Source organism: Nocardia sp. NPDC004278, assembly GCF_053602975.1.
This window is the reverse complement of sequence record NZ_JBSGEQ010000025.1, coordinates 67,854-81,730: the sequence shown is the minus strand read 5'-3', so window position 1 is coordinate 81,730 and position 13,877 is coordinate 67,854. Positions and strand designations below refer to the sequence as shown.

The window sequence follows — 13,877 nt, the reverse complement described above, 5'->3', positions numbered from 1 at the left end:
CGAGACTGGTCCTCGGATGTCGCCCGTATTGCTCGACATCGGCCGGGATCATCGACGCCCCGTGCGCCGTCCGGTGTACGTCGCGGGAAACGCGAAGTCTCGCTGCGGAAATCAGGAACGACTTCATCGGCTGCGCGGTGGGCGACCTGTGGTCGAGTTCGGCTCACCGGAACTCAACCGTCGCCACGCTGCATATCGATGGGTCACGGTATGTCCCATGTCCTTCGTGAATGACAGCCCGCGATCTGGGCCCGACGTTGTCGAGGCTGCCGCACGCCTCATCCAGGCAGCAGCCGAGCGGCAGCCCTGTGCGCCGGTCCGTGACCTGATCGGCAGCACCGACGTCGGCGCCGCTTATGCCGTCCAGGAGCGCCTGACCGCCGCCCGGCTCCACGTCGGCGCCACCATCGTCGGTCGGAAGATCGGTCTGACCTCACCGGCAGTCCAGGCCCAGCTCGGCGTCGACCGGCCGGACTTCGGTGTCCTCTTCGCCGACATGCAATGTTCGGAGAAACAGGTCGTGACAATGGACCGGCTGCTTCAGCCCAAGGTCGAGGCGGAGGTCGCCTTCGTCTTGGGCAAGGACTTGGACGACGGACCGCTCGATATCGAGTCGGTACGTCGTGCGGTCGAGTACGCCGCGCCCGCCCTGGAGATCGTCGACAGCCGCATCGCCGGGTGGGACATCACTTACGGGGACACTGTCGCCGACAACGCGTCGAGCGGCCTGTTCGTGATCGGCAGTGCACGCCGCGACCTGAACGAGTTCCAACCGGTCGACGTCACCATGAGCATGCGGATCAACGGTCGCGAAGTCTCCACCGGCACCGGTTCCGCCTGCCTCGACGACCCGCTCGAAGCCCTGCGGTGGCTCGCCAGGACCGCCCGAGAATTCGGCGATCCGCTGCGGGCCGGCCAGATCATCCTCTCGGGCGCGCTGGGCCCGATGGCACCAGTAGTCGCCGGCGATCACGTCATCGCCGAGATCAGCGGCTTGGGCGTGGTCCAGGCCAGCTTCGCAGATGGCGCAACCCCCAGCGAGGCCACCAGCATCTACGCAGGAGACGCAGCATGAACCACGCCGGCAAGACGAAGGTGGCCGTCATCGGATCCGGGAATATCGGCACCGACCTGATGATCAAGGTGCTGCGGCACTCGAAGCACCTGGAGATGGGCGCCATGGTGGGCATCGACCCGGACTCCGACGGCCTGGCACGCGCAGCTCGCTTCGGAGTACCCATCACGGCCGACGGTGTCGACGGCCTGATCGACATGGCGGGATTCGACGACATCGAGATCGTCTTCGACGCGACGTCCGCCAAGGCGCATGAGGCCAACGCGGCCGAACTGGCGCCGTACGGCAAGCGACTCATCGACCTCACCCCGGCGGCGATCGGACCGTTCGTGGTCCCGGCGGTCAACATCGAGGAGCACATCGACGCCACGAACGTGAACATGGTCACCTGCGGTGGTCAGGCGACGATCCCGGTCGTGGCGGCTGTCGCGCGGGTGGTGCCGGTGGCATACGCGGAGATCGTGGCGTCCATCGCATCGAAGTCGGCAGGCCCGGGCACGCGCGCCAACATCGACGAGTTCACCGAGACAACTTCGCATGCCATCACCAGCGTCGGAGGAGCGGAGCGCGGTAAGGCCGTCATCATCCTCAACCCCGCCGAGCCCCCGTTGATCATGCGCGACACCGTCTTGTGCCTAGTGCAGGCGCCCGACGCGGCGGTCCACGCCGAGATCACCGCATCGGTGCAGAAGATGGTCCGCGACGTGGCCGCCTATGTGCCCGGGTACCGGCTCAAGCAGGCGGTCCAGATCAGCCCGATCCCGGATGGCCAACCAGTGCACACATTGCTGCGCGAGGGCACCGACACCGCGCCCACTCATCAGGTGTCGGTGTTCCTCGAGGTCGAGGGCGCTGCCCACTACCTGCCGGCTTACGCCGGAAACCTCGACATCATGACCTCTGCCGCCGTGCAGATGGCCGAGCGCATCGCCCAGCGGAAGGAAGAAAGCCGATGACCGCCAACCTGTTCATCCAGGACGTGACGCTGCGCGACGGCATGCATGCCGTCCGGCACCGCATCACGCCGGAAAATGTCGCCGCGATCGTGGCCGCGCTCGATGCCGCCGGTGTCGATGGCATCGAGGTCGCACACGGCGATGGCCTGGCCGGCGGCTCCCTGAACTACGGCCCCGGGTCCAACACCGACTGGGAGTGGATCGAAGCCGCCGCAGCCAATATCGAGCGCGCTCGCTTGACCACGTTGCTATTGCCGGGAATCGGCACCATCGATGACCTGAAGCAGGCGTATTCCCTCGGCGTCCGCTCTGTCCGCGTTGCCACGCACTGCACCGAGGCCGACGTCTCCGCGCAGCACATCGCCACGGCCCGCGAGCTCGGCATGGATGTATCCGGCTTCCTGATGATGAGCCACATGGCCCCCGCCGACGAGCTGGCGAAGCAGGCGGCGCTCATGGAGTCCTATGGCGCACACTGCGTGTACGTCACCGACTCCGGGGGACGGCTGACGATGGACGGGGTCCGCGAGCGCGTTCGCGCCTATCGCGATGTGCTCAGCCCGACTACGGAGATCGGCATTCACGCGCACGAGAACCTGTCGCTGTCGGTTGCCAACTCCGTTGTGGCGGTGGAGGAAGGAGTGACCCGGGTCGATGCATCGCTGGCCGGCCACGGCGCTGGCGCCGGCAACTGTCCCATCGAGCCTCTCGTCGCCGTCGCCGACCTGTACGGCTGGAAGCACGGATGTGACCTCTTCGCGCTTCAAGACGCCGCCGACGACCTCGTTCGTCCATTGCAGGACCGACCGGTCCGCGTGGACCGCGAGACCCTCACACTCGGCTATGCGGGCGTCTATTCGAGTTTCCTGCGTCATGCGGAGGCCGCCTCCGAGCGGTACCGCATCGACGTGCGTGACATCCTGCTCGAGGTCGGCAGGCGCGGGCTCGTCGGCGGACAGGAAGACATGATCATCGACATCGCCCTGGACCTGACTGCCGCCCGGACCTCATAGGGTTCGTGCGCTTCGCCGTCGACGAGGGATCGCTGCCGGAAACCTTCCTGACCACCTCGCAGGACGGCGTGACTGAGATACTGGTGGCCTGCTGATCGAGAGGCATGAAGTGCCTGATTCCGCAAGGCGTGCCGAGCCGGATCCGGACACAGTGCTGGGCAAGGTGATGTCAGTACTGCACGCGTTCGAGGTCGAGGACCAGGGAGTCGGTTTCGCCGAGTTGCAACGGCGTACGCGGCTGCCCAAGGCAACGCTGCACCGCATATTGGGCGATCTCGAGTCGACACGCCTGCTGGATCGGATCGGTGGTGCCTATCATCTGGGCGGTCACCTTTTCGAACTCGGCATGCGGGCCTCGGTCGAGCGAGGCCTGATCGAGGTGGCCACCCCCTTCCTCGAGGACCTCTACGAACGCACCCACGAGTTGGTGCACCTGGGGCTCCTGGAGAGCCACGAGGTGGTGTACGTCGCGAAGATAGGTGGCCACCGGCAGGTGCGCTCGCCCTCCCGACTGGGCGGCCGAATGCCCTTGCACGCCACCGCCATTGGCAAGGCGCTGCTGGCCCATGCGCCCGCGGAGGTGCGGCAGGCGGTCCTTGCGGAACCGCTGCCGCGACTGGCGCCGCGGACGATCACTGCACGAGGGACGCTCCGTAAACAGCTCGATAACGTGGTCGAAAGCGGGATCGCCTTCGAGTTCGAGGAGTCCGCAGTGGGAATTGTGTGCGTCGCCGCGCCGGTGCTCGACCCCGACGAGCGGGTGCTCGCAGCAGTCAGCGTCACCGGTCCGGTAACCCGCTTCCGCCCGCAGCAGCACGCGGCGTCGGTGCGCGCAGCAGCGGACGGCATCGCAGCGACCCTGGCACGACGCGATGCACTCCGGAAGCGGGATTGACATCGTCGCTGCTCGGCACACCTGCACAATCCATATCGGGCATGTCGAGAGCGCCCGGTGTGCGCGCATCCCTACTGCCGACCGGCGGACTGGGCGCGGTCAACCCAGCAGGCTATCGCCGCGGCAGGCGCCACTGAGAGGGTCGCGTCCCGCGGCACTGCCGCAACGACGGGTTGCGTTGCGAACTACCCGGAAATTTCGTGCCGTCCGGCGAGTTCTTCGAACGGCACGAAACCCGGTGTTCAAGGAAGCCCCCGCACGCACAGTGCGGAGGGCTATCTCGTTGGCAGGCAAACGGAATCGGTATAGTTCACCCGCCGCGGCTACTCGACATGGCGAATGACCAATTCGATCATGGCAAACTTGCTGCAATAGCCCGTACTTGCCGCCACATAGCGTAGCGGCACAAATGAAATACGGCCCCGAGGGGCAATACGGACGGAAGCGGTGATCTACCGAGACCGAATCAGGACGCGGGCTTGGGCTGGGTCAGGTCCCTGATACCGGTGATCGAATTGATGATGTTGAGGACGGCGGAGGTGCCGTTGTTGATGGCCGAGCTGCCGGAGTCGAGCGTGGCAGAGCCGGTGGACGAGCCGGCCGAACCTGTGGACGAGCCACCATCGGCCGAACCCGAGCCCAGGCCCGCAGAGCCGGTGCCGGCAGACGTAGCGACGGGGGTAGCGGCGGACGCCATCGCGGCAGGGCCGAAGAACAGGGCGGCGGCGGAGACGGTCGCGGCGGCGGCAAGGACCTTGCGAGAGACCATGTACGGAGTTTCCTTTCACAGATGGATAACGACGCCATCACGGCGCGCACCACGAATGTTATGAGAAAGAGATCTGCAAGTCCACTTTTATTTTTTGTGCGGATAGTCACCGTTAACAGTGGGCAAACGGCAGATTTTGCCGCTGTAACACAATTTGATCTTCATTCCGCATAAGAATTCGATGATCAAATTCGGTTGATTTCTTCGACGGTGCCACGTATCGGCGTGCGGCGGAACCGATCTCGTCGCAGACCTTCGATCCCGGCACCGCGCGACCTCGAGCCGAAGACGCACTCAGGGACCCGCTGGCATGACGACGATCCGGCGTCATGCCAGGCGAGGTGTCGCGCCGAGAGACGGCCAGGACCGGCATCGGGTCCTGAAGGTGTCGCGCTGGGACGTCCATGCCGTGCTATAGACCTGCCGGCATCGGCGGCTCGGTACGACCGCACTGCAGCGCCGCAGTGCGCCGCCGCACTGGGACTGGATGGTCGCACCGGTGCCCGGTTGACATGACAGCCGGCTGGCGGCGGCGGGTTCCGCCGATCCAGCGCGGCCAGCGCGGTGGCCACGACCTCGGCGGGAGACTGCATCGCAGTGCCGCCTGCGGCGTCCTGTGTGCCGACAACATCGAAGAACTCGGTTCGCGTCGCGCCCGGCGACAGGGCGAGCACCCGCAGGCCGGTCCCTCGCGACTCCGCCCAGAGCGCCTCGGTGAAGCTCAGGACGAACGCCTTGGTCGCACCACAGACGGCAATGCGGGGAGTGGGCTGAAGGCGGCCATGCTGGCGACGGTGATCAGGACGCCGCGGCCGTAGTCGCGCAGTTGGCCGATGAAAGCGCGGCTGATGTGTCGACCACGGCGGTGGTGTTCACCGCGATCTCCTGCCATAGCCGCTCGGGTTGGTCGGTATGCAGCGGTCCGAAAGTACCGAAACCGGCATTGTTCACGACGCTGATGAGCAGGAGTTGCTCAGAGTACGGCTGAGCGTTGTCACCGCCTCGGCGGCGCAAAGACGGAAGTGCGCATAGGTGAAACCTCGCTCGCGACAGGTGGTCAACGGCCCAGTGACCGGCTGATCACCAGTCGCTGAATCTGGTTGGTGCCTTCGAAGATCTGCGTGATCTTGGCTTCGCGCATGTACCGCTCGACGCGGAAGTCGCGGGTGTAGCCGTAGCCGCCGAATACCTGCACCGCATCGGTGGTCACCTTCATAGCGGCATCGGTGGCGACCAGCTTGGCCACACTCGCTTGCCGCGTATACGGCAGCCCCGCGTCGCGGCGACGCGCGGCATCCAGGTAGGTCGCCCGAGCGGAATCCACGGCCGCGGCCATATCGGCGAGCAGAAAACCCAGACCTTGGTGGTCGATGATCGGCTTACCGAATGTGGTCCGCTCCTTGGCGTAGGCGACCGCCTCGTCCAGGGCCGCCTGCGCCAGACCGGTGGCGACCGCGGCGATGCCGAGTCGGCCGGAATCCAATGCGCTGAGAGCGATTTGGAGTCCTTGCCCCTCCGCGCCGATCCGGCGCTCGGTGGGAAGGAGCGCGTCGTCGTAGTGAGCGGTCGTGGTCGGCACCGCGTGCAGGCCCATCTTCTGTTCCGGCTTGCCGAAGCTCAGCCCTGCGGTGTCATTCGGCACGAGAAAACAGGTGAGGCCCCGCGACCCCGCACCCGACCGCGCGAACAAGTTATAGAAGTCCGCCCTGCCGCCGTGCGTGATCCAGGCCTTCGTGCCGTTCACGCGATAGCCGCCCTCGACCGCGGTGGCCCGGCACGCGATCGCGGCGGCATCGGACCCGGCCTGCGGCTCGGACAGGCTGTACGCGCCGATCAGGCTGCCGCCCAACATATCCGGGAGCCATCGCTGCTTCTGCTCGTCGGTCCCGAACGCGAGCAGCGGATGGCAGGCCAGGCTGTGCACACTCACCGCCACCGCCACCGCGGCCCACCGTGCGGCGATCTCCTCGAGCACCTGTAGATACACCTCGTAAGGCTGACCGCCACCGCCCCACTCCTCCGGATACGGCAGGCTCAGCAGGCCCGCTTCGCCGAGCGTGGCGAACACTCCCTCCGGATAGGTCTCGTCGCGTTCGTGCTGGTCGACGACCGGGGCAAGGATCTTGTCGGCGATCTCCCGCGTGAGCTGGATCAGATCACGGGCTTCTTCGCTGGGCAGCAAACGTTCGACGGCCACACATCACCTCCACTACGGGAGACAGTACTTGATTACCGGGAACAGTACTGTCGAGTGACCAGTACTACAAGAGGAACTTCAGTACTATTCGGCGTCATGGATCAGTCAACGCGCGCCGGCTTCGCGACCCGCAGACGCACCGAACTGTTCGACGCCCTGGTCGAGTTGTTCCTGACCGAAGGGTTCGCGCACCTCACCCTGGACGAGATCGCCGCCCGCCTGCGCTGTTCCAAGTCGACGCTCTACACCCTCGCGGGCAGTAAGGAACAGCTGGTCCGGGCCGCGACTGTCCACTTCTTCCGGCGCGCTACCGAGGATGTGGAGGCGGCCGTCGCGCCGATCCCCACCGCGCGCGAGCGCGTCGCCGCCTACCTGGCGGCTGTCGGCACCGCGCTCGCCCCCGCGTCGGCTCAGTTCATGTTCGACCTGCACGCGTTCATCCCGGCGCGCGAGATCTACGAGAAGAACACCCGAATCGCCGCCCGTCGTGTGCAGGAACTGATCGACGAGGGCGTGCGGGCCGGCGACTTCCGGGATGTCCACGCAGCCTTCGCCGCCGACCTCGCCGCCACCATGATGGTTCGTATCCAGCGCGGCACGGTTCGCGCGCACACCGGCCTCGACGATGCCGAGGCCTATCGAGAACTGGCCGCCATTCTCACCGCTGGTATCAGCGCATAGCCGCGCACGCCCGATCGGCAGCATTGGCAATCGACTCGAACGCGAGCCGACGGGTCCGGTCGCCGGGTTGCGACCACGCCCGAATAGCTGTGCGCGACAAGCGTTACCGACTCACCACGGTGGGCGACGACGTCGAGCGCACTGTCGACATGGCGGCACAGACTGCCCGCGCCGTCCAGCGTCGGTGCCGCCGTTGGGTGGCCAGCGGCGGTGAGCCTGGTGGCCACCCCGTCCCATGCCCGACCGTCGAACCAGGAGCCGTGTAGCAGAACAAGTTCCGACATCGCTCAGATCACCGCCACGGTCTCGTTCTCGACGCCGAGTTGGGCCCGCCAGGATCCGGCTGGCGATTCACGCGCCGGTGCGGCGAGTGGAGGCCAGGACGGTCAGGGCGCCGTAGACGCCACCGGCTACCAGGCTGCTGGACAACCAGGAGAAGTCGGTGTTGCCCAAGGCTTTGGCTATCGGCCCCTGCATGGCGGGGACCATGCCGTACTGCCAGGACCAGCCGGCGAGCAGTCCGACGGCGAGGCTCACCAGGCCGCACGCATTGAACTTCCGGTAGATCGATGTCGTGCCGTCGCGGTAGAGATCCGGGATCGAGAGGATGCGGCGGCGAACCAGGAAGTAGTCGACGAGCAGGATGGACATCCACGGGCTGATCCACATCAGGATCGACACCATCCAGTTGTCGAAGGCATGCGCGAAACTCGACGAGTTGATGAACACCGCCAGTACCGCCGAGGCCACCACACCGGCGAACAGAGTGACCTTCCATCGGGCGATGCGGATGCCGATGGTCAGCGCGGCCAGCGAGCACGAGTACAGATTGAGGATGTTGGTGGCGATCGGGCCGTGCATGATCAGCAGCAGTACCGGGACGGCGAGCGTGCCGAAGGTGCTGACCACCAGAGTGGACGGGTCGACGCTACCGCCGGCGCTCGCCAGGCAGGCGCCGAGAGCTGCGAGCCAGACGGTGGGCAGATACATACCGGCCGACGATGCGAAGAACACGGTCCTGGCGCGCAGCTTCGGCCGAGCGAATCGGCTGTAGTCCGCCGCGTAAGGGATCCAGGTGAGGCCCCAGCCGACACCGATGGCTGTGACGAGTTGCGTTATCGCAGTGAGTTTCCCGCCCGGCGTCGCGGCTGGGGCATCGGTCCAGTCGAGGTGCGTGCGGGCGAGCGCCACCACGGTCATCGCCACCATCACCGCGATGGTGAGCGGGACCGTGTACTTCTCGAACGTTCGGATCGCGTAGAATCCATAGAGCGCGAGCGCGAGCTGAACCACCATGATGACCGCCGCGACGACGACCTTCAGCTCCATGCCGCCCCGGATGCCGATCTGCTCCAGCACGGCGAGCACGAGATCGAGTACGACCCAGGTGTTTACCCCCACCCACGCCATGGTCAGCAGGCCTTGGACGAGGGCCGGCAGCACTGCTCCGGTGATGCCGAACGCCGAACGTCCGAGCACCATCTGATTGACGGCCGTACGGTGGCCGATGACATTGAACAGGCCGAATACCGCACAGCCGAAAAGATTTCCGACCGAGACCACGATCAGCGTTTCGATCAGGCTCAGCCCGAGGGCGATTCCGAGTGCGCCGAGCACCCAGTTGATGGGCGCGATATTCGCGCCACACCAGATCCAGAACAGCTCCCAGGAGGAGCAGTCCCGCTCCCGGTCGGGAATGGGTAGTACACCGTGAGCGTCGAACCGGACGCCGGTGTCGCCGATAGCCGGCTCGGTGGTCGCCGTGCTTGTGGTGCCGGACGGTTGCGGGGATGACATGACTTCCTCTTTCGGTAGTGATTCATCTCATAACAGCACCGCTCGATGCGAGATAGGGATGTGTATTCATCTATCGATGACCAGTTTCTGTGTACATTTCTATAGATGTTGACCATTGGGCGACTTGTCGCCGATCCGGCGCTAGGGCTGCAGGTGATGACGCCGCAACTCACTGAACGACTGGCGGCGGAAATTCGCTGGCTGCACACCACGGAACTGCCCGACCCGTCGCGATACATCCGGCCCGGCGAGTTGGTGCTGACCAATGGCCTGTGGTTGCCGCACGTTTCGTCGGAGCGGTTCGTCGACGCGGTCGCGCGGGCGGGTGCCATCGGATTGGTGTTCGGGTTGACGGCGCAGACCCCAGCCCTTCCCGAAGAGCTTGCCGCGCTGTGCATTTCGCGCGGTCTGCCACTGGTAGAACTGTGCATCGGGGTGCCCTTCGCCGCGCTCACTCGGGCCGCCGCCCGGATCCAGAACGAGGTGCTGCAGGCGGAACTGACCGCGACCGTGCGCCGCGGGGACGCGCTGGCCACTGCGCTGTCGCGCGGCAGCGGCGCGGCGGGCGTGCTCGAAATCCTGCGTGGCGAAACGGAACTGCCGCTGCTGGTCGTCGATCGCAAGGGGCGCTGCCTGGCCAGTATCGGCTGCGAACCGACCGGGGAGCAGGTCCGCCTCGCCGCCGCGGCACTCAACCGCACACCACCGCCGATAGAGGTCGATCTGCTGGAGTCAGGTCCGTCCGCGCTCTACCTCATCGAGGGCGTGATGGGGGAGATCGACGCCGGGCTGTACTGCCTGGAACCGGCCACCGAACTGGCCGCGGCCGATCGGGAAGCTCTCGCCCAGGCGACTCGATTCCTGAGCCTGGAGGTCACCAAACAGCAGGCAGTGCATGCCATCGAGGCGCGCTTCGCGGCCGAGCTGCTCGAGATGATCCTCTCCGGGCCGCGGCGCAGCGGTGAGGTGAGCCAGCGGCTGCGCGCGTACGGGGTGCCGTCGGACCAACCGCTGGGGGTGTTCGCGCTGGCGCCGGTATCCCCGTCCAGCAACCCCGACCTGCCGCCCGACGATATCGCCGACGCCGTCGGCGCGTTCTTCGCCACGCACGGAATACCGGTGTTCACCGCGGCCGGAAGCCGGGACGTAGTGGCCGTCTGTCCATGGGAGCACACGTCGGCGGAGCTGACGCGTTTCGCCCGCGAACTCTCGGCGGAGGTCGGTAGGCGAGTGCCTGCTGCACGGATCGTCATCGGGCTCGGCGAGATCGCTACCACCGCAGGCGCATTGCGGGAACCGCTGGTGCGCGCCAGAGAAGTCTGCCAAGTGCTGCGCGGGCAGGACGGCCGGGACACGGCCTCCTTCGCCGATATCGCTACCTTCCGAATGCTGCTCGGCCTGCTCGACGAACAAGTGCTGCACCGGTTCACCGATCAGGTGCTCGGCATCATCCGCGAGCACGACACACGTGCACACACCGAACTCGAACACACCCTGCGAACCTTCCTCCTCCATGACGGCCAATGGGGTGTGACGGCCGCAGCACTGCATGTGCACGTCAACACCCTGCGTAACCGCATGGCTCGGATCACCGAGTTGACCGGCCGCAACGTTAATCGGCTCGAGGACACCGTCGACCTATTCCTGGCCTTGGCGGCCGAGACCGTCGGACCGGGCACCGCATCGCACACGGCTCCGCGGTGACCGGCAGACGCGAAATCAGTTCGGATACACCGCCGGATCGACGTTGTAGCTCGGCAGTGGGCGATGCGGAGTACCCACGTCCTCGTGCGCCCGGGCCGCCACGTCGCGACAGCGCGCGAAGGTCACATCCCCGCACTCCTGGGCATACGAGATGAGGTTGCGCAGAGCCATCATCCGGCCCGGCCGTCCGGTGAGGAACGGGTGCATACACACGTTGAACAAACAGCCGTAATGTCGCATCCCGTCGAGTTCGGCGCGCCACATCCGCTCGACCTTGACCGATGATTCGATGACCGAGCCGATGCGCGGCTCGGGAAGATAGGCGTACTGCTCCCAATCATCGAGCGACCAGTGCACCGGCAGCTCCACCACCGGCGCGTGCGTGCCGTCGACCAGGTACGGCCGGTCGTCACCCATCAGCGATGAGTCGTAGGTCAGCCCGTATTCGGCGACCAGACCGATGGTTTCGCGGCTGGCACTCCACATCGCCGCCCGATGTCCGGCGATGTCGATGCCCTGTGCGGCGAAAACATCCAGTGCGCGGACGAAATCCGCGCGTTCGGCACCAGGTGGCAACGAGGTGGGCGCACGGTGACTGTAGGAGTGGTGCGCGACCTCGTGCCCGCGGTCGACGATCGAACGGGCCAGGCCCGGACGCTGCTCGGCCACCCAGCCCGGCACGAAGAACGTTGCTGGAATGGCCATTTCATCGAGCAGATCGAGGATTCGCGGCACGCCGACGTCCGGGCCGTAGGACTGGTGTGACATCACCATGGGATGGTCGGCGTAGTGGCGCCCTTCCGCGAGGATGGGCGTCTCCGCGTCGACATCGAAGGTGAGTGTCGCCACGGCGGCGGCGCCGCGGGTCCAGTTGCGATCGCTCATTTGCCGGTTCGTGCGCGCCATGCCGCGGCACTGTCCAGAGTGGCCATGGGATGCAGCATCTCATGGTCGAACGGAGCCAACGGCATCCCCGTCTCGACCCGGCGCGGCAGGTCCGGATTCGCCAGCGCACCCTGACCAAGGGACAGCACGTCGGCGTGCCCGCCGGTCAGGACATCGGCGGCCTGGGGGAGCGCGTGCATGCCCCCATTGGCGATGACCGGGCGGCCGGACACCTCACGGGCCAGCTGCGTGATGGTCGAGCCGCTCGGGAAACGCGAGGTCTCGATGAAATTCCTACCCTCACTGGCGATGTGCAGGTAGGTCGCGTCGGACAGGGCCGCGAAGACGACCCGCGCGTCGGCGTCGGCGCCGGGCCAGCGGTAGGTGAAGTCGTTGACCTTGGTCTGCGACAGTCGCACACCGACGGGGAAATCACCGAGTGCATCACGAACGGCCCGCAGCACGCGCACGGTCAGGCGGATCCGATTCTGCACCGGGCCGCCGTAATCGTCGGTGCGCTGATTGGTGTAGTCGGTGAGGAACTGGTCGAGCAGATAGCCGTTGGCCGCGTGAATCTCGACGCCGTCGAAACCCACGGTCCGGGCGTTCTCGGCAGCGGCGGCGTATCCGGTGACGACATCGTCGATATCGCGCGCGGTCATTTCCCGGGGCGCGTGCCACGCTCCGCCGACGCCGCCGTAGTCGGCCATCATCTGCCCGCGCGGCGCAACGGCCGACGGTCCGATGGTCTCGAAGCCATAGGCGTTGCCCTGCGAGATGGCTCCGGCGTGCATCAACTGCGCGACGATCGGGCCCCCGGCACCGTGCACGGCGTCGACCACCGCACGCCATCCGGCGATGTGCTCGTCGGTCACCAAGCCGGGCTGATTGAAATAGCCCTGACTGTGGGCGGCATCCGGGTAGATGCCCTCGGTGATGATCAAGCCGAATCCACCCGCCGCGTACTCGCGGTAGTACTCGGCCATCTGCGCGGTCGGCGTGCCGTCGGGTTCGGCGGAGATGCGTGTCATGGGTGCGACGGCGAACCGGTTGCGCAACTTCAGCGAGCCGAGGCCGAACGGCTCGAGCGCGGGATGGGCCAGTTCGAGTTCAGTGGCGGTCATCGTTGTTCTCCTCGGTGGTCGGGGACAGGATGGTCAGGGCCAGCGGGGTGGGTCCGGCGCCGTTGATGACGTTGTGGTCTTGCGGGCAGGACGAGACGACGACGATGCAGGCCATATCTGCGCGGAAGGTGATCGAATCCCCGGGCGCGGTGGCGGCCTCGAGCCAGGACAGCTTCCCATCCGCGGCGACGGGGATGCGCATGAAGACGTTGATCGGCTGCGGAATGAACGGCAGGGCCGGGTGTCCGAGGTCGGCCATCGCTTGCCGCAGATTGTCCGCGCAGCTGGCGTGGTTCGGATCGCCGTATGCCGCATAGCGTTCCGGATCGCAGGCGGCGATCAACATGTCGTGCCGGCCCGGGGAGGTATCGGCCAGATAGGTGAGGATAGGGCGCCGCCGGTTGGTCACGAAGGATTCGCCCAACTCGGGGAACAGGCGGCTTAGGTCGGTGCGGGTGTGCGAAGCGCTGTGATGCTCGGTGACGTCATCGATGTTGTAGGCGAACACATCGCCCACTTGGCCGCCGGCGACGTCGGTGATCTGTAATCGCTCGCCTTTGCGCAAGGTCACCGACCGGGCCTGCCTGGCCGGTATGGTCACCGGCTCCGGGTAGCTCAACGCTGTCATGCCGCTCAGTCAACAGAACTGCAGCGGCCAATGAGAATGGATATATACACACCCTTGGGGGCATTAGGTAGATGTTCGCACATATCCGCGCGGATGCCCGCGCGATAGCGTGTGCTCTATTCGTTCCGGACCCGAGCATCTGGGAGTACCTAC

14 protein-coding genes are annotated in these 13,877 nt (G+C 66.1%); 7 read left to right on the top strand and 7 right to left on the bottom strand.

Translation table 11 applies throughout. The annotated features are described in order from the left end of the window. Positions 1-217 precede the first annotated feature (217 nt). The 4 genes from ACWEO2_RS31175 to ACWEO2_RS31160 all read left to right on the top strand — a co-directional run bounded on the left by ACWEO2_RS31175 (position 218) and on the right by ACWEO2_RS31160 (position 3,939). The gene (locus ACWEO2_RS31175; protein WP_452408605.1) at positions 218-1,075 is read left to right on the top strand and encodes a 2-keto-4-pentenoate hydratase; all 858 of its coding nucleotides are present in this window, start codon (positions 218-220) and stop codon (positions 1,073-1,075) included. Beyond that, positions 1,072-2,031 (top strand): acetaldehyde dehydrogenase (acetylating), encoded by a 960-nt coding sequence (locus tag ACWEO2_RS31170; RefSeq protein WP_452408604.1) that lies wholly within the window; start codon positions 1,072-1,074, stop codon positions 2,029-2,031. The genes ACWEO2_RS31175 and ACWEO2_RS31170 overlap by 4 nt, the downstream gene beginning before the upstream one ends. Beyond that, a complete protein-coding gene (gene dmpG / locus ACWEO2_RS31165; RefSeq protein ID WP_452408603.1) occupies positions 2,028-3,044 on the top strand; it encodes a 4-hydroxy-2-oxovalerate aldolase in 1,017 nt (338 codons plus the stop codon). The genes ACWEO2_RS31170 and dmpG overlap by 4 nt, the downstream gene beginning before the upstream one ends. A 166-nt stretch (positions 3,045-3,210) precedes the next feature. Beyond that, positions 3,211-3,939 (top strand): IclR family transcriptional regulator, encoded by a 729-nt coding sequence (locus ACWEO2_RS31160; protein WP_452408648.1) that lies wholly within the window; start codon positions 3,211-3,213, stop codon positions 3,937-3,939. 466 nt (positions 3,940-4,405) lie between these two features. Here the strand turns inward: ACWEO2_RS31160 and ACWEO2_RS31155 are convergent, their stop codons facing one another. Then, complete coding sequence (locus tag ACWEO2_RS31155; protein ID WP_452408602.1) at positions 4,406-4,708, bottom strand: hypothetical protein; 303 nt, start codon at positions 4,706-4,708, stop codon at positions 4,406-4,408. 512 nt (positions 4,709-5,220) lie between these two features. On the opposite strand from ACWEO2_RS31155, the gene ACWEO2_RS31150 reads away from it, so the two are divergent. Next, positions 5,221-5,526, top strand: coding sequence for a hypothetical protein (locus ACWEO2_RS31150; protein WP_452408601.1), 306 nt, complete (start codon positions 5,221-5,223; stop codon positions 5,524-5,526). 239 nt (positions 5,527-5,765) lie between these two features. On the opposite strand, the gene ACWEO2_RS31145 is transcribed toward ACWEO2_RS31150, so the two are convergent. Then, complete coding sequence (locus tag ACWEO2_RS31145; protein WP_452408600.1) at positions 5,766-6,905, bottom strand: acyl-CoA dehydrogenase family protein; 1,140 nt, start codon at positions 6,903-6,905, stop codon at positions 5,766-5,768. Positions 6,906-7,001: 96 nt separating this feature from the next. Between ACWEO2_RS31145 and ACWEO2_RS31140 the strand changes: the two genes are divergently transcribed. Next, positions 7,002-7,586 (top strand): TetR/AcrR family transcriptional regulator, encoded by a 585-nt coding sequence (locus ACWEO2_RS31140; protein WP_452408599.1) that lies wholly within the window; start codon positions 7,002-7,004, stop codon positions 7,584-7,586. Here the strand turns inward: ACWEO2_RS31140 and ACWEO2_RS31135 are convergent. Beyond that, on the bottom strand, positions 7,541-7,870 hold the full coding sequence (locus ACWEO2_RS31135; RefSeq protein WP_452408598.1) for an alpha/beta fold hydrolase: 330 nt from the start codon (positions 7,868-7,870) through the stop codon (positions 7,541-7,543). The two genes, ACWEO2_RS31140 and ACWEO2_RS31135, sit on opposite strands and share 46 nt — an antisense overlap. A gap of 67 nt (positions 7,871-7,937) precedes the next feature. Further along, on the bottom strand, positions 7,938-9,383 hold the full coding sequence (locus tag ACWEO2_RS31130) for a purine-cytosine permease family protein (RefSeq protein WP_452408597.1): 1,446 nt from the start codon (positions 9,381-9,383) through the stop codon (positions 7,938-7,940). A gap of 105 nt (positions 9,384-9,488) precedes the next feature. Between ACWEO2_RS31130 and ACWEO2_RS31125 the strand changes: the two genes are divergently transcribed. Next, positions 9,489-11,087 carry a PucR family transcriptional regulator gene (locus tag ACWEO2_RS31125; RefSeq protein ID WP_452408596.1) on the top strand — a complete coding sequence of 533 codons (1,599 nt, stop codon included), beginning with the start codon at positions 9,489-9,491 and terminating at the stop codon, positions 11,085-11,087. 15 nt (positions 11,088-11,102) lie between these two features. On the opposite strand, the gene ACWEO2_RS31120 is transcribed toward ACWEO2_RS31125, so the two are convergent. Genes ACWEO2_RS31120 through ACWEO2_RS31110 form a run of 3 tightly spaced genes read right to left on the bottom strand, consistent with a single transcriptional unit; the run spans position 11,103 to position 13,724 of the window. Next, complete coding sequence (locus ACWEO2_RS31120) at positions 11,103-11,972, bottom strand: polysaccharide deacetylase family protein (protein ID WP_452408595.1); 870 nt, start codon at positions 11,970-11,972, stop codon at positions 11,103-11,105. Further along, positions 11,969-13,096 carry an oxidoreductase gene (locus tag ACWEO2_RS31115; protein ID WP_452408594.1) on the bottom strand — a complete coding sequence of 376 codons (1,128 nt, stop codon included), beginning with the start codon at positions 13,094-13,096 and terminating at the stop codon, positions 11,969-11,971. Before ACWEO2_RS31115 ends, ACWEO2_RS31120 begins: the two co-directional genes overlap by 4 nt. Beyond that, positions 13,083-13,724, bottom strand: coding sequence for a DUF1989 domain-containing protein (locus tag ACWEO2_RS31110; protein ID WP_452408593.1), 642 nt, complete (start codon positions 13,722-13,724; stop codon positions 13,083-13,085). Before ACWEO2_RS31110 ends, ACWEO2_RS31115 begins: the two co-directional genes overlap by 14 nt. Positions 13,725-13,877 lie beyond the last annotated feature (153 nt).

Bases quoted from the DNA above. Each gene is read 5' to 3' on its own strand.
- ACWEO2_RS31130 (WP_452408597.1), bottom strand. From the start codon at position 9,383: ATGTCATCCCCGCAACCGTCCGGCACCACAAGCACGGCGACCACCGAG.
- ACWEO2_RS31170 (WP_452408604.1), top strand. From the start codon at position 1,072: ATGAACCACGCCGGCAAGACGAAGGTGGCCGTCATCGGATCCGGGAAT.
- ACWEO2_RS31140 (WP_452408599.1), top strand. From the start codon at position 7,002: ATGGATCAGTCAACGCGCGCCGGCTTCGCGACCCGCAGACGCACCGAA.
- ACWEO2_RS31135 (WP_452408598.1), bottom strand. From the start codon at position 7,870: ATGTCGGAACTTGTTCTGCTACACGGCTCCTGGTTCGACGGTCGGGCA.
- ACWEO2_RS31155 (WP_452408602.1), bottom strand. From the start codon at position 4,708: ATGGTCTCTCGCAAGGTCCTTGCCGCCGCCGCGACCGTCTCCGCCGCC.
- ACWEO2_RS31160 (WP_452408648.1), top strand. From the start codon at position 3,211: ATGTCAGTACTGCACGCGTTCGAGGTCGAGGACCAGGGAGTCGGTTTC.
- ACWEO2_RS31125 (WP_452408596.1), top strand. From the start codon at position 9,489: ATGTTGACCATTGGGCGACTTGTCGCCGATCCGGCGCTAGGGCTGCAG.
- dmpG (WP_452408603.1), top strand. From the start codon at position 2,028: ATGACCGCCAACCTGTTCATCCAGGACGTGACGCTGCGCGACGGCATG.
- ACWEO2_RS31115 (WP_452408594.1), bottom strand. From the start codon at position 13,096: ATGACCGCCACTGAACTCGAACTGGCCCATCCCGCGCTCGAGCCGTTC.
- ACWEO2_RS31150 (WP_452408601.1), top strand. From the start codon at position 5,221: ATGACAGCCGGCTGGCGGCGGCGGGTTCCGCCGATCCAGCGCGGCCAG.
- ACWEO2_RS31110 (WP_452408593.1), bottom strand. From the start codon at position 13,724: ATGACAGCGTTGAGCTACCCGGAGCCGGTGACCATACCGGCCAGGCAG.
- ACWEO2_RS31175 (WP_452408605.1), top strand. From the start codon at position 218: ATGTCCTTCGTGAATGACAGCCCGCGATCTGGGCCCGACGTTGTCGAG.
- ACWEO2_RS31120 (WP_452408595.1), bottom strand. From the start codon at position 11,972: ATGAGCGATCGCAACTGGACCCGCGGCGCCGCCGCCGTGGCGACACTC.